Source organism: Burkholderia cenocepacia (assembly GCF_014211915.1).
Classification (GTDB): Bacteria; Pseudomonadota; Gammaproteobacteria; order Burkholderiales; family Burkholderiaceae; genus Burkholderia; species Burkholderia orbicola.
Genome location: NZ_CP060041.1, coordinates 19,369 through 40,068, shown reverse-complemented (window position 1 = coordinate 40,068; position 20,700 = coordinate 19,369). Strand labels below are relative to the sequence as shown.

Here is a 20,700-nt window from a genome sequence, read left to right as displayed (position 1 = left end):
TTCCGCCTGGCCGGCCTACCGCGCCGCCGCCGAACGCTTCCGCTTCGTATTCGGCAACGGCTCGTGCTGCATCGGCCCCTTGACGAGTTCGCTCATCGCGTCGCGAATCCAGCGGTTGGCCGGCTCGTGATGAAAGCGCGGATGCCAGTGCAGATAAAGCTCGTACGTGGGGGCGGGGAAGGGCAGCGGCAGCAGCTTGACGTTCACGAACTCCGCGAAGCGCCGCCCGACGGCCTGCGGCACCGCCGCGATCATGTCCGACCCGGCGACGACGAACGGCACGCCGATGAAGCGCGGCGTACTGAAGCGGACGTTGACGCGAATCCCGAGGCGCTCGTGCGTGCGGGCGAGCACGTCCTGCTCGCGGCCTTCGGGATGCACCATCACGTGCGCGGCGGCGCGGTACTGATCGAGCGATAGCGTGTCCCCGATTTCCGGATGATCGTCGCGGGCGATACACACATACGAGTGCCGGTACAGCGCCTTGCGCTTCAGCGATTCGCTGTTCAACCCCGGAAAGTAGCCGATCGCGAGGTCGACGTCGCCGCTCGCCAGCCCTTCCTCCAGCTCCGGCATGCTGAGCGCGACCGTCTTGATGCTCACGTGCGGCGCGGCCTTGTCGAGAAAGCTCTCCAGGCGGGGCAGGAACACCATTTCGCCGATGTCCGACATGCACAGCACGAAGTTGCGCGACGACCCGGCGGGGCGGAACTCGGGCATCGGCAGGATTTCGGTCTGCACCAGATCCAGTAGCCGCGCCACCGGCTCGCCGAGCGCCTGCGCGCGCGGCGTCGGCTCCATGCCGCGGCCCGTGCGCACGAACAGCGGGTCCTCGAACAGCTCGCGCAGCTTCGACAACGCATAGCTCATCGCCGGCTGGCTGAGCCCGATGCTGACGCCCGCCTGCGTCACATGGCGCTTTTTCAGCAGTGCATCGAACACTTTCAGCAGATTCAGGTCGACCTGACGAATATCCATGGCTTGGATGATACCTATCGATTTCACATAATTGACGGATTTTATCGGGCTTCCTACCATCGTTTCCACAACAAAGGAGTGAGACACCATGTCCGATGGACGCAAGCCGCAACGCCCGTTGCGCAGCAATTTCCCGCGCGGTTCCTACCTCGGCGCGGTGCGCGCCGCGCAGTGGCGCAATCTCGGCATCAGCGAGGAAGACCTCGACAAGCCGAAGATCGCCATCGTCAATTCCTCGTCCGAACTCGCCACCTGCTTCAGCCATCTCGACGGCATCGCCGCGCAACTGAAACAGGCGATCCGTGCCGCGGGCGCGCTGCCGTTCGAGATCCGCACCGCGGCGCCGAGCGACTTCATCACCGGCGCGGGCGCACGCGGCGCCTACATGCTGGCCGCGCGCGACCTCGTCACGAACGACATCGAAGTGGCCGTCGAGGGCGCGCAACTCGACGGCATGGTGTGCCTCGCGTCGTGCGACAAGACCGTGCCGGGCCAGCTGATGGCCGCCGCGCGGCTGAATATCCCGAGCATCGTCGTCGCGTGCGGTTATCAGCCGAGCGGCGAATATCGCGGCGAGCACGTGGACATCGAGGACGTGTTCGTCGGTGCGATGCATGCGCTGACCGGCAAGCTGCCCGTCGAGGACCTGATCGGCATGAGCCAGAACGCGATTCGCGGCCCCGGCGTGTGTTCGGGGCTCGGCACCGCGAACTCGATGCACATGGTCAGCGAGGCGCTCGGCATGTCGTTGCCCGGCAGCACGCCGGTCGCCGCCAACAGCGAGCGGATGTTCGCGTTCGTGCGCGAAGCCGGCGCGCGCATCGTCGAGATGGTGCGCGACGACCTGAAGCCGCGCGACATCCTCACGCACGGCGCGTTCGCGAATGCGGTGAAGACGGTGCTCGCGGTCGGCGGCTCGATCAATACGGTCAAGCACTTGCAGGCGGTCGCGGCCGAAGGCGGGCTCGACGTCGACGTGTACGCGCTGTTCGAAGCATTCGCCGCGCAGATCCCGGTGCTGACCGGCGTGCGTCCGGTCGGCTCGCACACGATCGAGCAACTGGAGGCGGCGGGCGGCGGCCGCGGCGTGATGAAGCGGCTCGAAGCGTGGCTCGACACCGGTGCGCTGACGGTGACCGGGCGCACGGTGAAGGACAACCTGGCCGAGGCGACGATCGCCGACGACGACGTGATCCGCCCGCCGCAACGCGCGTTCGCGAACCATCCGGCCATCGTGCTGGTGCGCGGCAACCTCGCCCCGCAGGCCGGCATCGTCAAATTCGGCATCTCGCCGACCAAGCAGCGCACGTTTACCGGCGACGCGATCTGCTTCTCGACCTCCGACGACGCGATCGCCGCGATCAAGGACGGCCGCGTGCAGCCGGGCAAGGTCGTCGTGATGCGCGGCGCTGGCGTGTGCGGCGGCCCGGCGATGGGCGGCGGGGCGTCGCGCGTGGTGTTCGCGATCGACGGCGCGGGCTTGTCCGAGCAGGTCGCGATGCTCACCGACGGACATCTGTCGGGGCTGGTCTGCAAGGGGCTGGTGGTCGCGGAAGTGGCGCCGGAAGCGGCGACTGGCGGCCCGCTCGCGTTCGTCGAGGACGGCGACACGATCGACATCGATCTGGACCGGCGCGTCTGCGACCTGAAGGTCGACGACGCCGAGCTGGCGCGCCGCCGCGCCGCATGGCAGCGTCCCGCGCCGGTCAACGACACCGGCTGGCTGAAAATCTACCGCGCGACGGTCGGCACGATGCCGCAAGGCGCGGTGCTCGCCGCGGACCGGCCGGCGCGGGAGCGTTGAGATGAGCGGCGAAACCGTAATCGACATCGGCACGGTGATCGAGCGGCAGCAGACCACCCGCTTCGGTGTCCTGCTGATCGTCGCGATGGGCGTGATGATGATGACCGAGGGCTACGACCTCGCCGCGATGGCGTTCGCGGCCCCGGCGCTGAGCCGCGCGTGGCACCTCAAGCATGGCGTGCTCGGCCCGGTGTTCGGCGCATTCGTATTCGGCACGATGATCGGCGCGTTCGTGCTCGGCTATCTCGGCGACGTGATCGGCCGCAAACGCATGATCGTGATCGGCAGCGTCGTGCTCGCGGGCTTCACGCTCGCCGCGTCGCGTGCCACCGGCCTCGAACAGCTGCTGGTGCTGCGCTTTCTGGCGGGCATCGGCATCGGCGGCGTGGTGCCGAACGCGATCGCCTATACGACGGAGTTCGCGCCGAAGCGCTGGCGCGCGACGTGGGTCACGCTGATGTACAGCGGCTATACGATCGGCAGCAGCGTGGGCGGTCTCGTGTCGGCGTGGCTCGTGCCGAAGTTCGGCTGGCAGGTGGTGTTCGTGATCGGCGGCCTCGCACCGCTCGTGTCGAGCGCGATGTTGTGGTTCGCGGTGCCGGAGTCGATCCGCTTCCTGACGCTCAAGGGCCGTCATGCCGAAGTCGCGCGAATCGTCGCGCGGATCGCACCGGGCTTCGCCGTCGCGCCGCAGGCCCGCTTCGTGATCGGCGGCGCTTCGCAGGATCACGCGCACGAGCGCCGCCGCGACGGCTCGCTGCGGCTGCTGTTCGCGGGCCGGCTGCGCGCGCTGACGCCGGTGCTGTGGGCCGTCTACATCGCGAACTCGATGGCGCTGTTTTTTCTCAGCAGCTGGTTGCCGGTGCTGATCGAAAGCGTGGGCCTCGCACCGCGCGACGCGGCGCTCGTCTCGACGATGTTCCAGGTCGGCGGCACGCTGGGCGGGCTCGCGCTGATGCGCTTCGTCGACACGCGCGGCGCCATCATCATCACCGTGCTGCCGCTCGTCGGCACGCCGCTCGTCGCGCTGCTCGGCACCGGACTGCCCGCGCCGATGCTGGTCGCGGCGGTGTTCCTGACCGGCTTCACGGTGGTCGGCACGCAGTTTGGCCTGAACGCGGTCGCGGCACTCGTCTATCCGACCGCGCTGCGCGCGAAAGGCACGGGCGCGGCGGTCGGTATCCAGAAGATCGGCGCGATCGCCGGGCCCGTAATCGGCGGGATGCTGATGTCCGCGCATCTGCCGGTCGAACGGATGTTCTTTCTCGGCGCGGTACCGGTCGCCTTCGTCGCGCTCCTCGCGTTCGCGCTCGGCCGCCTGCATCGCCGCGGCGACGATGCCGCGCCGGACAACGCTCAAACAGGAGCCGCCCATGTCGCTTGAAGTCGTTCCCATTGACGCCGCGCGTCCGGATTTCGTCGGTCTCGCCAGCGGCATCGATCTGACCGCGCCCGTGTCCGAACCGCTCGCATGCGCGATCGACGCCGCGATGAACCGCTACGCGGTGCTGGTGTTCCGCGCTCAGCCGCTCACGCAGGACCAGCAGCTCGCGTTCGCGCGCGCGCTCGGACCGCTCGATGTCGGTTTCAAGCGCGTCGCGCGTCCGCATGCGCGGCTCGCATACCAGGAACTCGCGGACATCTCGAACGTGGACGAGTCCGGACAGATCGCGGACCGCGCGCATCGACGCATCGTCGGCAATCTCGCGAATCAGTTGTGGCACAGCGACAGTTCGTTCCAGCAGCCGGCGGCGCGCTATTCGATGCTGCATGCGGTCGTCGTGCCGGAGTGGGGCGGCGAGACCGAGTACGCGGACATGCGCGCCGCGTGGGATGCGCTCGACCCTCGCGAGCAACGTGAACTCGACGGGCTCGAAGCGGAGCACTACGCGCTGCACTCGCGCTTCCTGCTCGGCGATACCGACTACACCGACGCGCAGCGCAACGCGCTGCCGCCGGTGCGCTGGCCGCTGGTGCGCGAGCACGCCGGGTCGGGGCGGCGGCATCTGTTCATCGGCGCGCACGCGACGCATGTCGTCGGTCGCACGCTGGCCGAAGGCCGCGTGTTGCTGATGGATCTGCTCGAACATGCGACCGCGCGCCGTTTCGTGTATTCGCATCGCTGGCGGCCCGGCGATCTCGTGATCTGGGACAACCGCTGCACGCTGCACCGCGGCCGCCGTCACGATCTGTCGGTGCGCCGCGAGTTGCGGCGCGCGACGACGGTCGACCTCGACCGATACGTGACGGCGCCGGCGGAGCAACTCGAACCTGTACAGGGAGCACGCTAATGCAGTTGAACGACGACGAACGGGCGATGCTCGACGGCCGTGACGGCGCGGCCGTGCAGCGCGCGATGGATCTGCTGGTGCGCTACGGCGAAGCGCTCGGCGCGTCGCGCCTGGTGGACACGAACAACGTGTGCGGCACGGTCGGCGCGACGATGCCGTTCCTGCGCGATTACGCGGCCACGCACGGCGGCCTCGACGCGGTGTTTTCCGAATTCAACCTCGATAGCCCCGAGGTGGTCGAGGTGCCGAAGGCGAAGGTCTTCAGCAGCCACCTGCAGCAGGGGCTCGACCCGCAGCATGCGCGGCGCCAGGGCATCGACGGCGAGATCGTGAAGCTGTACCGCCAGGGCGAGGCGTTCACCGGGCGGCTCGGCATCCAGCCGCTCAATACCTGCGCGCCGTACCTGACCGGCAACGTGCCGGTGCGCGGCGAGCATTGCGCGTGGATGGAGTCGTCCGCGGTCATCTACATCAACGCGGTGCTCGGCGCGCGCACCAATGCCGAAGGGCGCGAGAGCACCGGCGCCGCGATGCTGACCGGCAAGATTCCGTACTGGGGCCTGCACCTCGACGAAAACCGCGGCGGCACGCATCTGATCGAACTCGACGTCGACGTGAAGACGGTGCAGGACTGGGGGCTGCTCGGCTACTACGTCGGCGAATGCGTCCAGGACCGCATTCCGGTGATCGACGGCCTGCGCGACGTGCCGAACCTGCCGAAGCTCAAGCACTTCGGCGCGGCCGCGGCTTCGTCGGGCGGCGTCGAGATGTACCACATCGTCGGCCAGACGCCGGAGGCACGCACGCGCGACGAAGCGTTTCGCGGCCGCAAGCCGCTCGAGACGATCCGCTACGGCGCGGCCGAGCGGCGCATCGCGTACGAGCGCGTCAACACCACCGCGAAAGACGCCCAGGTCGACTTCGTGATGCTCGGTTGTCCGCACTATTCGATCGAGCAGATCTGGGAGGTCTGCCAGTTGCTCGAAGGCCGCCGTATCGGCCCGAATACCGAGCTGTGGATCTTCACCGCGCGCGCGACCCGCCAGTTGGCGGACCAGGCCGGCTATACGAAGCTGATCGAGGACGCGGGCGGGGTGCTGATGACCGACACGTGCTCGGCGATCGGTCGCGTGATGCCCAAGGGCACGCGCGTCGTCGCGCTCGATTCGGCGAAGCAGGCGCACTACCTGCCGGCGATCATGGGCGTGCAGGCGTGGTTCGGCACCACGGCCGATTGCATCGAGGCTGCGGTGAGCGGCCGCTGGAACGGAGGGCTGGCGGCATGAGCACGCATCACGAAATTCACGAAATGACGGGCAAAGCCCGCACGCCGATCGTGCTGCGCGGACGCAAGGTGGTCGGCGGCCGTATCGAGGGCGAGGCGCTCGTCACACGCGATCGCATCTCCGGCTGGGGCGGCATCGATCCGCGCACCGGCACGATCATCGAGACGCGTCACGAACTGCGCGGCCAGAGCTTCGCGAACAAGGTGCTGGTGTTTCCCGGCGCGAAGGGTTCGTCCGGATGGTCCAGCCAGTTCCATATCGCGCGAATCGCGGGCACCGCCCCGGCCGCGATGCTGTTCAACGAAATGACCACGAAGATCGCGCTCGGCGCGGTGGTGAGCCACGCGCCATCGCTGACCGACTTCGACATCGATCCGCTCGACGTGATCGAAACGGGCGACTGGGTGCGCGTCGATGCCGAGCGCGGCGTCGTCGAAGTGCTCAAGCGCAGCCGCACCTGATTCCGGCGCGCGGCTTCGCCCGCGCGCCACCGCGATGGATTTTCAAGGAGAGCATGTTTTGAACACTGGTACTCGTATCGTCCGCCGCGACGGCCAACCGACGGGCTGGACACTCGACGCCGACGTGTGCATCGTGGGGGCGGGCATCGCCGGCACCTCGGCTGCGCTCGAAGCGGCCGCGCTGGGCCGCAAGGTCGTGCTGGTCGACAGCCTGCCCGCGCTCGGCGGCCAGGCGGTCAACTCGATCATCGGCACGTTCTGCGGGCTGTTCTCGAACGGGCCGCGGCGGTTCCAGGTCACGCACGGCATCGCGGACGGCATCCTGCGCGATCTCGGCGAGAAGGGCGCGCTGCACTACAAGGAGGGGCCGCTGACGACCGTCGTGCTGTACGACGAAGTCGCACTCGCACGCTGGATCGAGCAGAAGATTCTCGACGCAGGCATCACCGTCGTGCTCGGCGCCGTGTTGCGCGACGTGGTGCGCGAAGGGCGGCGGGTGCGCGAGCTCGACGTCGCGACGCGCTACGGCGACGTACGCATCGCGGCCGACGGCTTCGTCGACGCAAGCGGCGATGCCGCGCTCACGTGGCTGGCCGGGTTCGACTGCCAGGAGCCGGAAACGCCGATTCGCGGCACGCAGATGATCGTGCTCGAGAACCTCGACGAGACCGATCTGCCGACGCCGCCCGCGTTTCGCGAGCGCGTCGAGGCAAAGGCGCACACGTATGGGCTGGAGCGCAAGGATGGGCTCGTGTTCTATTTCCGCGGCCGCAACATCGGCATCGCGAACATGACGCACATCGAGACGCCGCTCGAACCGATGGCGGCGTCGCGCACCGCGCTCGTCGGCCGCGACCAGGCGGACCGCGCGTTCGAGTTCCTGCGCGCCGAGTATCCGCACATCTATCGCAACGCGCACATCCGCAGCTACGGGCTGCCCGGCATCCGGCAGACGCGCTGGATCGTCGGCGCCCAGCAGTTGCGCTCGGAAGACGTGATCGCCGCCCGGCAGTTTCCGGACGCGGTCGCACGCACCTCCTGGCCGATCGAATTGCACGATCGCGCCGAAGGCTACGAATGGAAGCCGTTCGGCGACGACCATCTGCATACCGTGCCGTTTGGCAGCCTCGTCGTGAAGGACGCCGACAACCTGATCGCGGTCGGCCGCTGCATCGACGCGGACGCGACCGCGCTGTCGAGCGTGCGGGTGATGGGGCCGTGCATCGCGATGGGCGCGGCGGCCGCGCACGCGTTCGATCTCGCGGATGGCGGCAGTGTCCACGACATCGATCGCGGCCTGCTGCGCGAGCGGCTCGCCGACAACGTCGATCGAATCGATCCGCCGCATCTGAAGCACTGACGCACGACCCGCCGGCCGCGCGGCAATACCAAAGAGGTGCATCGGGCGCTCCGCGAGGAGGCTCGCAACCAGCATCCGCTGCCGCGCCGGCCAGAGACGAAACGAAGGAACGCGTGACGCGCCGGGATCTGCCGGCGCGCCGACGCGGCACCTGAGGAGGAGACGATGATTCAAACCTTGCCCGATGCGCGCACGGTGGACGTGTCGCGCCTGATCGACGAACAGAGAATCGGCCGCTTCGCGATCCTGCTGATCGCGTCGACCTGGCTCGTGATGCTGACCGACGGCTACGAGCTCAGTGCGCTGGCGTTCGCCGCGCCTTCGCTGATTCGCGCCTGGCACATCGAGCGCAGCGTGCTCGGGCCGGTGTTCGGCGCCCACGTCTTCGGCATCATGATCGGCTCGATCCTGTTCGGCTATATCGGCGACCGGATCGGGCGCAAGCGCGCAATCCTGTTCGGTGCATGCTGGTACGGGCTCATCACGTTCGCGACCGCATGGGCGTCGAGTGTCGACCACCTGCTGTGGCTGCGCTTCGCCGCGGGCATCGGCATCGGCGGCGCGGTGCCGAACGCGTTCGTGCTCGTGTCGGAATTCGCGCCGAAGCGGCTGCGGGCGACCTGGGTCACGCTGATGTTCACCGGCTATACGCTCGGGGCGGGCTTCGGCGGCGGCGTCGCCGTGTGGCTCGTGCCGCACTTCGGCTGGCCCGCGGTATTCGTGGTCGGCGGGCTCGCGCCGCTCGTGGTGGCCGCCGCGCTGTCGTTCGTGATGCCGGAGTCGCTGCGCTATCAGGTACTGAAGGGCTGGCCCCGCGACGGCATTGCCGCGACCGCCGCGCGCGTGCGACCCGAACTCGCGTTGCCGCCGGAGGCGCGCTTCGTCGTAACCGACGAGCGCCGCGTCGCGAAGTTCTCGCCGCGCATGCTGTTCGCCGGCCGGTTGCGCTACGTGACGACCGCGCTGTGGCTCGCGTACATCGCGAATTCGATGGCGCTGTTCTTCCTGCAAAACTGGCTGCCGGTGCTGATCGAGGCGACCGGCGTCGCCGCGCATCGCGCCGCGCTGATGACGACGCTGTTCTCCGTCGGCGGCACGCTCGGCGGCCTCGTGCTGATGCGCTTCATCGACCGCCATGGCGTACGGCTCGTCACCTGTCTGCCGCTCGTCGGCTTTCCGCTCGTCGCGGCGCTCGGCATGAACCTCGAGACCGCCTGGCTGACGGCCGCCGTGTTCGGCGTCGGCTTCTGCGTCGCCGGCACCCAGGCAGGTCTCAATGCCGTCGCGTCGATCGTCTATCCGACCAGCTTCCGCTCGAAAGGCACCGGCACCGCGATCGGCGTGGCGAAGATCGGCTCGATCTCCGGCCCGATGATCGGCGGGATGCTGCTCGCCGGGCATGTGCCGGTGCGCGAGTTGTTCCAGGTCGCGGCGCTGCCGGTCGTCACCGTCGCGGCGCTGATGTTCGTGCTCGGTCGCACGTACCGGCCCGGCGACACGCACGACGACGGGCTCGCGGCGTGTGATCCCGCCGGCGCCGAGCCGCCGCTACCCGCGGCGGAGCGCTAGGAACAGCGGCAGCGGCGGAGCTGGCCGGGCGCGGCGCGCGCTCGCGCACGGTCGCCGGTGCGATGCATGCGGCGCGTTCGCGCCCGCCGCGCGTTCCCGCCGCCTTCGATCCGCATCACCTCATTCCATCGAAACCGGAGAAGCACGATGAAAACAGCAGTCTGCACTGCTGCGGTGGCTTGCGCCCTCGCGGCGCCGCTGACGGCCCATGCGCAAAGCTCGGTCACGTTGTACGGCATCATCGATACGGGCATTGCCTGGACGAATACGGTCGCGTCGTCGATCAAGGCGCAGGGCGCGTCGCGCTGGTCGATGGCGACCGGCTGGGGCAGCGGCGACCGCCTGGGTTTCCTCGGACGCGAGGATCTCGGCGGCGGCCTCTCCGCGGTGTTCCAGCTCGAAGCGGGATTCAGCGGATTGAACGGCACGTCGTCGCAGGGCGGCCGACTGTTCGGACGGCAGGCGTACGTCGGCTTGTCGAGCAAGCAGTACGGCAAGCTGACGCTCGGCCGTCAGTATGACTACACGTTCGACTACGTCGCACCGCTGATGGCATGGCTTCAGTTCGGCAGCATCTACGGCGCGCACATCGGGGACGTGGACGACAGCTTCCAGACGTTTCGCCTGAACAACAGCGTCAAGTACGAGGTAAGTCCGCTCGCGGGACTGAAGCTCGGCGCGCTCTATGCATTCAGCAACCAGGCGGGCGGCGGCGCCGGCCAAGGCTTCGCCAACAACCGCGCGTACGGCTTCGGGCTCGATTACCTGCGCGGACCGTTGCATGTGGTCGCGAGCTATCTGCAACTGAACAATCCGTCGGCGGGGATTGCGTCGTCGGGGAATAATCCGAACGGCGCGATCGGCGACGAGTACAGCGGTTCGACCAGCCTCTTCTACAACGCGGGCTTCGTCGAGCGTCAGCGCATCTCGGCACTGGGCGCCGGCTATTCGTTCGGCGCGGCAGCGGTGAACCTGGTCGTCACCGACACGCGGCTCGCTTATCGCGGCGGCCACAGCCTGCGCGTCGACAACTACGAGATCAACGGGCGCTACAACTTCACACCGGTGCTGATCGCGGGAGTCGGCTACATCTTCACCGATGGCCATGGGTATACCGGCAGCGGCGCCACGTCGTTCGCGACCGGCGACCGGCCGAGATGGCATCAGGTGGATGCGGGCATCACCTACCTGCTGTCGAAGCGCACCGATCTGCACATGTCGATGGTCTATCAGCGGCGGGCCGGCGATGCGGGCACCGTTGCGATCAACTTCTTCGGACCGGCGGGGCGGGGCGTAGTAGCCAGATCGCGGTGCTGGCGGGGCTGCGGCATCGCTTCTAGCCTGCGAGTGGTGCGCGGCGGGCCGGCGCGCGTTGCCGCTTGCCGAACGGGACAGCATCGTCACGACGCTCCGTGAACAGGTCGCCCGGTGTGGCATCCCGCCTGCGCCACGCGTTACGCTTCTTTCAGCCAGGGCATTTCCACGGGCGACACGACCAGTTGCCGGAATTCGCGCTTCAGGTCGAAGATGAACCCGACCAGGATCATGGAGTCGGCGTAAGGAATCGGAAAGACCTGCGGATTTTCCGGGGTACGCAGCGGGCGCTCCGGCGTGTCCGCTGTCGCCGCGGCGTTTTCGCGAACGCTTTCCAGGTCGTCTGCCATGGCCGGGCCGCCGGCTTTCAGCACGCGGCTACGCAGCTCGCTGAAAGGTTCGATGCGCGCGGCGTCTTCGTGGTATTCGGGCACTTCATAAACGAACCAGGACATTGTCGTCTCCCATGAGAAGGGGCGCTATTCTAACGCTACGCGAGCATTCGCCGAAAACCGAGGCCGCCCACTTCTCCAAGCGTATCCAGGAACCCCGCGAGGTCATCGCCTCTCGAGTGGATCGCAGCAATGTCACACTTCGGATAGCACCTGATGCGCCGCTCGAACGACCGCATCGACCGTGATGTCGAATTTTTTGTACACGTCCTTGATTTTCCCCGACTCGCCGAAGCTGTGCATGCCGACGAACCGGCCTTCCGGTCCGAGGTACCGCTCCCATCCCAGTTCGACCGCCGCCTCGACCGCGACTCTCGCGGGAGAAGTGCCCAGCACGGCCCGCTGGTAATCGCGTGGTTGCTCCTCGAAGAGCAGGCGGCACGGCATCGATACGACGGCCGTCGGCACGCCTTCCTGCTGCAGGATGTCGCGTGCCTGGACGGCGAGGTCGACCTCCGAGCCTGTCGCGAGCAGCGTGAGTCGGCGCGGCCCGCCATCGGCCTCCCGCAAGACATAGGCGCCGCGCGCCGACTTGTTTTCGTTTCCGGGCTCGTTGCGCAGGAGCGGGACCGGCTGTCGTGACAATGCGAGCAGCGCAGCCCTGCGGGGCTGTTCGAGAATCAGCTCCCAGCACTCTGCCGTTTCGACTGGATCGGCCGGCCGATAGACGGCGAGTTGGGGAATGGCCCGAAGGGCGGCAAGGTGCTCGACGGGTTGATGCGTCGGGCCATCTTCTCCGAGACCGATGGAATCGTGCGTCATCACGAAGATGGCGCGCACCCGCATCATCGCGCTCAAGCGGATCGCCGGGCGGCAGTAGTCCGAAAAACAGAGAAAGGTGCCACCGTACGGAATGAGGCCGCCGTGAAGGGCAATGCCGTTCATGGCGGCGGCCATGCCGTGTTCGCGGACGCCGTAGTGGACATATGAACCCTTGAACTGCCCGGGCTCGATCGCGATCTGGTTCTTCGTCTTCGTATTGTTGGACTGCGTAAGATCCGCCGAGCCGCCCAGCAATTCCGGAATCGCGTCGAAGAGAAGATCAAGCACTTCACCGCTGGCCTTGCGGGTGGCCATTGCACTGCCTGAGGCAACAAACGCCTGCCGTGCTGCCGCAATCGCCGTCTTCCAGTCATCCGGAAGCTTTCCGGCATTACGTCGGTCGAATTCGGTACGCAGCGCCTGCGGCGCCCGGCGGACACGCTCATCCCACGCGAGTCTTGCCGTGCGGCCGCGCGCCCCGATCTCCCGCCATGCTTTCAACAGGTCATCCGGGATTTCGAACGGCGGCGAATGCCAATCGAGGGCCTGGCGTGCGCCCGCGATTTCATCCTCGCCCGGGGCATCGCTGTGGGCTTTCTCGGTGCCAGCCTTCGTCGGAAAGCCGAACCCGATGATCGTCCTGCATGCGATCAACGTCGGTCTGTCATGCGTTGTCCTGGCGGTCTCGATCGCGCGCCGTATCGCATCCGTGTCGTGACCGTCGATTTCCAGGACGTGCCACCTAGCCGAGTGAAAGCGCTCGATCTCGTTGTCCGAGACCGCGAGTTTCGTGGCGCCGTCGATGGAAATCGAATTGTTGTCCCAGAACGCGATCAGTCTGCCCAACCGGAGGTGGCCAGCCAACGAAATGGCCTCGTGGCTGATGCCTTCCATCAGGCAACCGTCGCCGAGAAATACGTACGTGTAGTGATCGACGAGGTCATCGCCGAAGTGTGCATTCATGACGCGCTCGGCCAACGCCATGCCGACGGATTCCGCGATGCCTTGCCCGAGGGGACCGGTCGTCAGTTCGATTCCATCGGCGTGCGAGTACTCCGGATGCCCCGGCGTCTTGCTGCCGACTTGCCGGAAGCGTTTGAGCTCGTCGAGGGTCATGTCGGCATAGCCCGTGAGATAGAGCAGGCTGTAGAGGAGCATCGATGCGTGTCCGTTGGAAAGGACCAACCGGTCCCGATCGATCCAGTGGGGGCGGATGCATCAAATTGCATGAACTCCTTGAACAGCACCGTCGCAACGTCGGCCAGCCCCATTGGCGCACCAGGATGGCCGCTGTTGGCATTCTGTACTGCATCCATTGCAAGGAAGCGAATACAGTTCGCCAGCGCGCGTAGATGCGGGTCTCGCGGGGGCGGCACCGCTTTGGCGGTCGTGCGGGAATGTGCGGTGGGATCGCTCATCGGTTCTCCTGTTTTTGACTCGGAAAGATGAGGCTACGGGGCAATATCCATGCCTTTTCCACGGGTGCTGGCCGACGGCCGGGTTGAGATCAATCCTGGTTGGGAATTCCGGGATTCGACCCTTTTAAATTGATAATACGCATTATGTCAATTTATGTTCCCGTGGTCATCGTGCGCAGCGACTGCGGTCACCCGAAGAGTCGAACATTGCAGTGAGGCATCAGCACCCGTCGTTCGTCCAGATTCGTATCTGTAAAACCCGGTGTGCTCTCATCGAACCGATACAACCCATTCGCAAAACACCTCAATCAACCACCACCTGGCTATTGTCAGGTGACCGTCGCTCGCCCGACATCCATTGCAATTTTAATGAAGGCGCGGCAGAAATATAAAATATCAAAGGCTTGGAAATTAATTTTATGGCGCATGAGACGGAAACAATCAAAACCAATATTCAATAAACGGAAATCCAGGTATCTCTTTAACCAGGCTTCACATCCCCGCGGCCTTCTTACATGCCCGGCACACACCCGTCTCGGCCAGAGGCCGTGCGCAGCCACACGCTGTCGATGCGTCGCTCTCCCGTTCCCGCTACCCATCAGCAACGATCATTTCAAATCCCTCACCAAATCCCGACTTGATTGACGGCGACGACATGAAAAATTAATCTCAAAGAAAATATCTTGTAATTATAAAAACGACCTTCTAGCATCCCCCTGCTGTTCGCGACATGTCTTGTTTAAAAGTCATCACTTGATGCATTCCTCGAACAAACCCATCCATAACCTGGGGAATTACATGAAGAAACTGTCTCGACTGCTGCCCATCACCGCGATTACCGTCGCGAGTCTCAGCGCTTTTGCCCAGGCCGGCGACCAGCCGGCCGCGGTCGACAAGGCACTGCAACTGATCCAGCAGAACCCGGCCGCCTTCAGCGTGGCCGTCAGCGGCACGGCACGCACGTTGAAGTTCGCGGGGCCGCAAGCAGCCGCACCGACCGACGGCGATCAGTTCCAGGTACGTGACGTGATCGTCGATCCCGACGGCACCGAGCACGTGCGCTTCGACCGGTTCCATGCGGGCCTGCCCGTGATCGGCGGCGACGTGGTCGTCCATTCGAGCAAGGGGCAACTGAAGCAGGCCAGCGTGACCCAGCTCGCGCCGATCAACCTCGCCGGCACGGTCGGCAAGGTCGGGAACCGCGCCGTGGTACGCAACGCCCCCGACGTGGGTGCGACGCGCGCGAGACACATCGCGGCCGCACGCTTCAACTCGGACGTGCGCCGCGTCGAGGACGCGGAGCTGGTCGTGTTCGCACGCGACGTCACGCCGACGCTGGCCTACGCGGTACGCGTCTACGGCAAGGCGACCGACACGCATGGCGACGCCGTGCTGTACTACGTCGACGCACGCACCGGCACCGTGCTCGACGCACAGGACCTGATCAAGACCGCCGCCGCGACCGGCACCGGCCGCTCGCTGTACTACGGCAACCTGACGCTCACGACGGACCAGACCGGCACGAACGCGTACCGGATGCTCGATCCGGGGCGCGGCGGCGGCTCGGTCTACGATGGTCGCGGCCTGAGCTCGGACGAAGTCGAGCAAGCGACCGACCTGCCGATCTTCACGAGCAGCACGAACGTGTGGGGCAACAACACGACCACCGATCGGCAGACCGTCGCGGCAGACATCGACTACGGGCTGGCATTGACTTGGGACTACTACAAGACCACGCACAACCGCAACGGCATCTTCAACGACGGCCGCGGCGTGAAGAGCTACGCGCACGTGGTGTTCAATACCGGCAGCGGCACGACGGGCGCGAACGCGGCATGGCTGTCGTCGCGCGTGATGGCATACGGCGACGGCGAACCTGGCACGCGCCTGCCGAAACCCGTGGTGTCGGTCGACGTCGCCGGGCACGAGATGAGCCACGGCGTGACCGAAGCCACCGCCAACCTGAACTATTCGGGTGACGCGGGCGGCCTGAACGAATCGACGTCCGACATCTTCGGCACGCTCGTGAAGTTCTACGCGAACAACCCGAACGATCCCGGCAACTACGTGATCGGTGCACGCGTGGTGAGCGGCGGCCTGCGCAAGATGTACAAGCAGGATCTCGACGGCCGGTCGTTCAGCTGCTATCCGTCCGGCGGCTTCTCGTGGTCGAATCCGCGCCACGATCCGCATTTCTCGTCGGGGGTCGGCAACCGCTTCTTCTATCTGCTGTCGGAAGGCCCGTCGGTGCCGTCGACCGACACCGGCCTGTCGAGAGCGCAACTGGTCTGCAACGGCGACACGACCTTCAGCGGGCTGGGTCGCGACAAGGCCGGCAAGATCTGGTACCGGACGCTGACCGTGTACCTGAACGCCAACTCGAGCTATCCGAACGCGCGGCGTGCGTCGATCCAGGCGGCAAACGACCTGTATGGCGCGAATTCGGCCGAGAGCGCGACGGTCGCGCGCGCGTGGAGCGCGGTGGGGGTGAACTGACCGTGTTTGTATGAACGCGTCGAATCCCGGAAGCCGCGTGGCGGGATTTCGCTTCGGAGAAAAGCGATTCGGCCGTAGTCATGCGGCGTTCGGGTGAATGACGGGAAGGTGCCGACCGATCGTCTGCGTATGCAGGCGGTTGGTCGGTGGATCGTACGTCCTTGCGGTCCGACAGACGAAGGGGCGCTCGACGGGTACGCATTCCATATGCTGCCAGGCATGCCGCCTCCAACGTGGCCGGCGTATTCGCGAATCGGTCGGCCGGACGCTGCCGTGCTCCCTTCCATCGTATCGCCGGCACCGCGCCGGCAGCCGGCTTCCTGAGCGAGCCGACAACGCGCTATATTCTGGTCCCAGGCGGAATGACGACGGAAGTCTCCCGCCATCGCCGCCCTTCCCCACGCGCTTCCTCACCCGAGAGAACGATAAAAATGGACCACGCGCAGTATTTCAGCCAAAGCTCGATCCAGGCCGCGAATCTTCGCCTGCACTATCTGTCGCAGTTGCTGCGCGAGCAGACGGGCTCGATCGTCCAGTACGGCATCCTGCGCGGTTTTCCGATCGGCTTCAGTCACTGGGCGGAAGTCGCGGTCGGCGGCTATCTGCTCGGCACCTACGAGATCGCCGTTTGCGCGATCCTCGAAGCGCTCGGATCGCCGGAGAAGGTGTTGGTCGACCTCGGCGCCGCCGACGGGATTTTCGGCATCGGCCTGGTCAGGAACAACGTCTTTGCGCGCAGCCTGTGTTTCGAGATGGACGAGCAGCGCCGCCACGCGATCCAGCACCGCGCCGCGGAAATGGGGCTGGCGGACCGCGTCGCGGTCTTCGGCAAGGCCGATCGCGACTTGCCCGCGATTCTGTCGGAGCACGGCGGGGAGCCGGCCGGACGGGTCATCCTGTGCGATATCGAAGGCGCGGAGTTCGACCTGTTCGACGATGCGCTGCTGGAACAGCTCTCCGGCAGCCACGTGATCATCGAAATCCACGACTTCCTGCTTTCCGACCCGGAGCAGGCCGCACGCGCCTTCGACGAATTGAGCCAGCGTGCGGGCAAGTACTTCAACGTGTACGAGATCCGCGACGGGCTGCGCGACATTCGCGACATCCCGTTGCTGCGACACTGGTCGGACTGGGACGCATGGCTGATGTGCGTCGAGGCGCGCTACCGGATGATGCGGTGGCTTTGGCTCGAGCCGAAAAGCCAGCCGCGACGCGCCGATCAGGACATCGATCGCCTGATCCTCGACTACCAGCGGCGGATTTTCGCCGTTTGACGAACGCGAACCGGTACATATCGGGCGACCCCGCACGCGCCCCCTCCGTTTCATCGCATCACCCCGCCGCAACCACCGAATTGAACGACGTGTCCCAGAACGGCGCGACATGGGCCGGCCCGTCCAGCACGCCGATGCGGGCAAACACGTCCGCGACCTGCTGGTGCTGCGCGACCACGTCGGGCGTCACCGGCAACAGCGCGAAGTCTTCGCTGCGCTGGTCGAACATCGCGACGAGATCGGCAACCGGCACACGCGTCTCGCGATTCTGCGCGAGCGCATAGTCGCGGAAATGCCCGTTCGCCCACGCATACGCACGTCGAAACCGCAGCAGCAGATCGCCCGTCGCCGCGCGGCGACGCGCATCGTCGAGTGTGCGCGGATTCGCGTACACCGGAAAATTGCCCGACAGATACCCCTTCCCCGTCTTCAGCACACGGGCGTCGTAACGATTGCGCGCGAGCTGGCCGTTGTAGCCGTAGATCGCCCACGCATCGATGTCGCCGCGATCGTACGCGGACAGCCCGTCGGTCGGCGACAGGTTGATCGGCTGGATGTCGTCGAAGGTCAGGCCGGCTTCCGCCAGCTGTCGATACAGGAAATAGTGCGACGTCGTCGCGCGCACGTAGCCGACGCGCTTGCCCTTCAGGTCCGCGATGCTGCGGATCGACGTGTCCTTGCGCGCGAGCGTGACCTGGTTGTTCAGGTCTTCGCGCACGCGCGAGATGAATCGCACGTTGGCTTTCTGGCGCGCGGCGAACACGGCCGGAATTTCGCTACCCGAACCGATATCGAGCGCGTCCGCATTGAGCGCCTCGATATGCAGCACGCCGTTGTTCAGTTCGCGCCAGTCGATCCGGTACGGCGTGTCGGCGAGCCCGGCCGCCTGCAACAGCGCGCGCCAACCTCCCTTGTAGGTCGCGACGCGCAACGTCGTGCCGGCCAGATCGGCGTCGGCGGCCGGCGCGGCGAACGCGGCCAATGGGTGCGCCGCGATGGCGGCGCCGGCAAGCAGCAGGCGGCGACGTGCCGCCGACATTGACGACATCGGATGCTCCTGTCGATCGGATGAGAAGGAAGTGAAACCGCCGCGTCAATGCAGCGCCGGGAAACCGTGGCGTTCGGCCAGCAGTTCGAGGATGCGGCGCGCGTCGGTGACGAAGCGCACGTCGCCGAGCGTCTGCGCGTCGTCCGGCGCGGGCTGGTCGCGGCCCAGCACGAGCACCGGCAGGCCCTGGTGGGCGTCGTCGAGCGCGTCGATCACCGCCGGCCGCGGCCGCTCGAAGCCGACGCGCTTCACGTCGAGGCGCGCGGCGAGATCCGGTGCGCTCGCCAACAACCCCTCGATCGGCAAGCCATGCGGACAGACGAAGCGCCGGCCCGGATGCTTCGGATCGGCAAAGCCCGGTTCCAGCAGAAACAGTACATCGCGACTCATGTCGAACGGCTCCTTTCTCGTTGATCGATCCAGTCGGGAAGCGTGCGCACCCGTGCGCCCTGCCGTTCCCGAGGCATGCCCGGTCAGCGCCGGATGCCAGACTCTACCGTCGCACCTCGCTCGGCCCTACCAACGTTTTGCGGAATCGATATGCGAACGCGCATAGCGCATCGGCCAGTGGTCGCCTAGCGGGCCGTTGCGTAAACGCATCGTCCTGCGAACGACGGATATTGCGGACATCGAATGATTTCATCGATCGATATGACCGCGCATGGTCGTTTCCAGCGGGCGACGTTCGCGGTCCGCGCGATGCGTTCGCCGCAGCAGGCGCGCCGGACGCGATCGCGACACACCTGTCGGGCCGGCGGCAACGCACATTGCAAATCGGCCCCGCCGCGATTTACAAACCACGGATCGGCCGTTCATCGGCGCGTCGGTCGTCAATAGCATCGTGATCCTCGCAAACGTACTGATAAAAACAGAGGATGGTCATGATCAAAAAAACGGTGGTACTGGGTTTGGTGTCGATCGGTTCGGTCAGCGCGCAGGCGCAGAGTTCGGTGACGTTGTACGGCGTGGTCGACGCCGGCATCGCGTACACGAACAACCAGGGCGGCGCGAGCAACATCCAGCAGACGAGCGGCAAGCTGAGCGGCAGCCGCTGGGGCCTGAAAGGCGCGGAAGATCTCGGCGGCGGCCTGCAGGCGGTCTTCACGCTGGAAAGCGGTTTCCGGCCGAGCGACGGCGGGCTCGGCCAGGGCGGCCGCCTGTTCGGCCGGTCCGCGTACGTGGGCCTCGGCCAGAAAGGCCTCGGCACGCTGACGTTCGGCCGTCAGTACGAGCCGATCACCGATCTCGTCGCGCAGTATTCGGGAGCGGGTTTCTGGTCGCCTGCCACGCACGTGGGCGACAACGACAACCTGAACCAGAGCTTCCGGTTGAACAACGCGGTGAAGTTCCGCAGCGACACGATCGCCGGCTTCACGGCCGATCTGCTCTATGCATTCAGCAACCAGGCCAATGGCGGCACGGGCACCGGGTTCTCGAACAACAACGCGTGGGGCGCATCGGCGAACTACGTGAACGGCCCGCTGTCGATCGGCGGCGGCTATGTGCGGTTCAATCATCCGAATGCGGCGTCGAACACCAGCGGCGCGGTGGGCGGCGCGACCTCGACCACCGGCAACGACTACAGCGGCGCATTCTTCTACGGGCTGAACGGCGGCGTACTGAAGCAGCAGATCGGCGCGGTGGGCGCGAACTACGCGCTCGGCCCCGCGACGCTCGGCTTCGCATGGAGCCACACGCAGCTCAACTATCTCGACGGCTCGTCGCGCAAGTTCAACAACTACGACGTGAACGCGCGCTACCAGATCACGCCGGCGACGACGCTGATCGGCGTCTATACGTTTACCGACGGGCGCGCGAGCGGCCTGCCGGGCACGAGCGGCCAGACGCTGAAGCCGCGCTGGCACCAGTTCACGCTCGGGTTCGACTATGCGCTGTCGAAGCGCACCGATATCTACGTGTCGGGCATCTACCAGCTCGCGGCCGGCGATGCGAGCACCGCGACGTCGGGCGGCTATCGCAAGATCGCGGCGATCTCGAACATCGGCAGCGCGTCGTCGACGAACCGCCAGCTTGCGTTCGTCAGCGGGCTGCGCGTGAAGTTCTGAGGGCACGCGCGTCGGGCGCGGCGCAATCGTCACGATAAGCAAAGCGGGAATCGTTGTTTGCCGTGCCGCGCCCGGTTGCCGAGAATGATCGTTTGTCCGCGCGGCTCCCGCGCGCCACACG

15 protein-coding genes and 1 pseudogene are annotated in these 20,700 nt (G+C 66.3%); 11 read left to right on the top strand and 5 right to left on the bottom strand.

Translation table 11 applies throughout. The annotated features are described in order from the left end of the window. Nucleotides 1-15 precede the first annotated feature (15 nt). Complete coding sequence (locus tag SY91_RS29435; RefSeq protein ID WP_023474529.1) at nucleotides 16-978, bottom strand: LysR family transcriptional regulator; 963 nt, start codon at nucleotides 976-978, stop codon at nucleotides 16-18. Nucleotides 979-1,066: 88 nt separating this feature from the next. Between SY91_RS29435 and SY91_RS29430 the strand changes: the two genes are divergently transcribed. From SY91_RS29430 to SY91_RS29395, 8 genes are all read left to right on the top strand, one after another. Further along, nucleotides 1,067-2,782 (top strand): dihydroxy-acid dehydratase, encoded by a 1,716-nt coding sequence (locus tag SY91_RS29430; RefSeq protein ID WP_023474528.1) that lies wholly within the window; start codon nucleotides 1,067-1,069, stop codon nucleotides 2,780-2,782. 1 nt (nucleotide 2,783) lies between these two features. Further along, nucleotides 2,784-4,166, top strand: coding sequence for an MFS transporter (locus SY91_RS29425; protein WP_006481246.1), 1,383 nt, complete (start codon nucleotides 2,784-2,786; stop codon nucleotides 4,164-4,166). Then, complete coding sequence (locus SY91_RS29420; protein ID WP_023474527.1) at nucleotides 4,156-5,073, top strand: TauD/TfdA dioxygenase family protein; 918 nt, start codon at nucleotides 4,156-4,158, stop codon at nucleotides 5,071-5,073. Before SY91_RS29425 ends, SY91_RS29420 begins: the two co-directional genes overlap by 11 nt. Next, nucleotides 5,073-6,359: an aconitase X gene (locus SY91_RS29415; protein ID WP_023474526.1), complete on the top strand. Its 1,287-nt coding sequence runs from the start codon at nucleotides 5,073-5,075 to the stop codon at nucleotides 6,357-6,359. Before SY91_RS29420 ends, SY91_RS29415 begins: the two co-directional genes overlap by 1 nt. Next, a complete protein-coding gene (locus SY91_RS29410) occupies nucleotides 6,356-6,820 on the top strand; it encodes an aconitase X swivel domain-containing protein (protein WP_006481249.1) in 465 nt (154 codons plus the stop codon). Before SY91_RS29415 ends, SY91_RS29410 begins: the two co-directional genes overlap by 4 nt. 34 nt (nucleotides 6,821-6,854) lie before the next feature. Then, the gene (locus tag SY91_RS29405) at nucleotides 6,855-8,180 is read left to right on the top strand and encodes an FAD-dependent oxidoreductase (protein WP_006481250.1); all 1,326 of its coding nucleotides are present in this window, start codon (nucleotides 6,855-6,857) and stop codon (nucleotides 8,178-8,180) included. Nucleotides 8,181-8,345: 165 nt separating this feature from the next. Then, nucleotides 8,346-9,749: an MFS transporter gene (locus SY91_RS29400; protein ID WP_185921492.1), complete on the top strand. Its 1,404-nt coding sequence runs from the start codon at nucleotides 8,346-8,348 to the stop codon at nucleotides 9,747-9,749. Between the two features lie 66 nt (nucleotides 9,750-9,815). Further along, nucleotides 9,816-11,165 (top strand): porin, encoded by a 1,350-nt coding sequence (locus SY91_RS29395; RefSeq protein ID WP_260632514.1) that lies wholly within the window; start codon nucleotides 9,816-9,818, stop codon nucleotides 11,163-11,165. Between the two features lie 38 nt (nucleotides 11,166-11,203). Here SY91_RS29395 and SY91_RS29390 read toward each other — a convergent pair whose 3' ends face one another. After that, nucleotides 11,204-11,518, bottom strand: coding sequence for a hypothetical protein (locus SY91_RS29390; RefSeq protein WP_006481253.1), 315 nt, complete (start codon nucleotides 11,516-11,518; stop codon nucleotides 11,204-11,206). A 132-nt stretch (nucleotides 11,519-11,650) separates the two neighbouring features. Then, a pseudogene (gene tkt, locus SY91_RS29385) lies at nucleotides 11,651-13,695 on the bottom strand (transketolase). A gap of 798 nt (nucleotides 13,696-14,493) precedes the next feature. Between tkt and SY91_RS29380 the strand changes: the two are divergent. Next, nucleotides 14,494-16,191: a M4 family metallopeptidase gene (locus SY91_RS29380; protein WP_023476620.1), complete on the top strand. Its 1,698-nt coding sequence runs from the start codon at nucleotides 14,494-14,496 to the stop codon at nucleotides 16,189-16,191. A gap of 146 nt (nucleotides 16,192-16,337) precedes the next feature. After that, the gene (locus tag SY91_RS29375; protein WP_260448358.1) at nucleotides 16,338-17,465 is read left to right on the top strand and encodes a hypothetical protein; all 1,128 of its coding nucleotides are present in this window, start codon (nucleotides 16,338-16,340) and stop codon (nucleotides 17,463-17,465) included. Between the two features lie 58 nt (nucleotides 17,466-17,523). On the opposite strand, the gene SY91_RS29370 is transcribed toward SY91_RS29375, so the two are convergent. Together SY91_RS29370 and SY91_RS29365 are read right to left on the bottom strand one after the other, a co-directional pair. Continuing rightward, on the bottom strand, nucleotides 17,524-18,513 hold the full coding sequence (locus SY91_RS29370) for an ABC transporter substrate-binding protein (protein WP_023476618.1): 990 nt from the start codon (nucleotides 18,511-18,513) through the stop codon (nucleotides 17,524-17,526). A 45-nt stretch (nucleotides 18,514-18,558) separates the two neighbouring features. Further along, entirely contained in the window at nucleotides 18,559-18,903 is a 345-nt protein-coding gene (locus SY91_RS29365) for a DUF3088 domain-containing protein (protein ID WP_006481258.1), read from the bottom strand. Between the two features lie 491 nt (nucleotides 18,904-19,394). On the opposite strand from SY91_RS29365, the gene SY91_RS29360 reads away from it, so the two are divergent. Further along, entirely contained in the window at nucleotides 19,395-20,579 is a 1,185-nt protein-coding gene (locus tag SY91_RS29360; protein ID WP_023476617.1) for a porin, read from the top strand. Nucleotides 20,580-20,700 lie beyond the last annotated feature (121 nt).

What these genes read in the sequence shown, in the direction of transcription:
- SY91_RS29435 (WP_023474529.1), bottom strand. Translation starts at nt 978, where the DNA reads ATGGATATTCGTCAGGTCGACCTGAATCTGCTGAAAGTGTTCGATGCA.
- SY91_RS29430 (WP_023474528.1), top strand. Translation starts at nt 1,067, where the DNA reads ATGTCCGATGGACGCAAGCCGCAACGCCCGTTGCGCAGCAATTTCCCG.
- SY91_RS29425 (WP_006481246.1), top strand. Translation starts at nt 2,784, where the DNA reads ATGAGCGGCGAAACCGTAATCGACATCGGCACGGTGATCGAGCGGCAG.
- SY91_RS29420 (WP_023474527.1), top strand. Translation starts at nt 4,156, where the DNA reads ATGTCGCTTGAAGTCGTTCCCATTGACGCCGCGCGTCCGGATTTCGTC.
- SY91_RS29415 (WP_023474526.1), top strand. Translation starts at nt 5,073, where the DNA reads ATGCAGTTGAACGACGACGAACGGGCGATGCTCGACGGCCGTGACGGC.
- SY91_RS29410 (WP_006481249.1), top strand. Translation starts at nt 6,356, where the DNA reads ATGAGCACGCATCACGAAATTCACGAAATGACGGGCAAAGCCCGCACG.
- SY91_RS29405 (WP_006481250.1), top strand. Translation starts at nt 6,855, where the DNA reads ATGGATTTTCAAGGAGAGCATGTTTTGAACACTGGTACTCGTATCGTC.
- SY91_RS29400 (WP_185921492.1), top strand. Translation starts at nt 8,346, where the DNA reads ATGATTCAAACCTTGCCCGATGCGCGCACGGTGGACGTGTCGCGCCTG.
- SY91_RS29395 (WP_260632514.1), top strand. Translation starts at nt 9,816, where the DNA reads ATGCGGCGCGTTCGCGCCCGCCGCGCGTTCCCGCCGCCTTCGATCCGC.
- SY91_RS29390 (WP_006481253.1), bottom strand. Translation starts at nt 11,518, where the DNA reads ATGTCCTGGTTCGTTTATGAAGTGCCCGAATACCACGAAGACGCCGCG.
- SY91_RS29380 (WP_023476620.1), top strand. Translation starts at nt 14,494, where the DNA reads ATGAAGAAACTGTCTCGACTGCTGCCCATCACCGCGATTACCGTCGCG.
- SY91_RS29370 (WP_023476618.1), bottom strand. Translation starts at nt 18,513, where the DNA reads ATGTCGTCAATGTCGGCGGCACGTCGCCGCCTGCTGCTTGCCGGCGCC.
- SY91_RS29365 (WP_006481258.1), bottom strand. Translation starts at nt 18,903, where the DNA reads ATGAGTCGCGATGTACTGTTTCTGCTGGAACCGGGCTTTGCCGATCCG.
- SY91_RS29360 (WP_023476617.1), top strand. Translation starts at nt 19,395, where the DNA reads ATGATCAAAAAAACGGTGGTACTGGGTTTGGTGTCGATCGGTTCGGTC.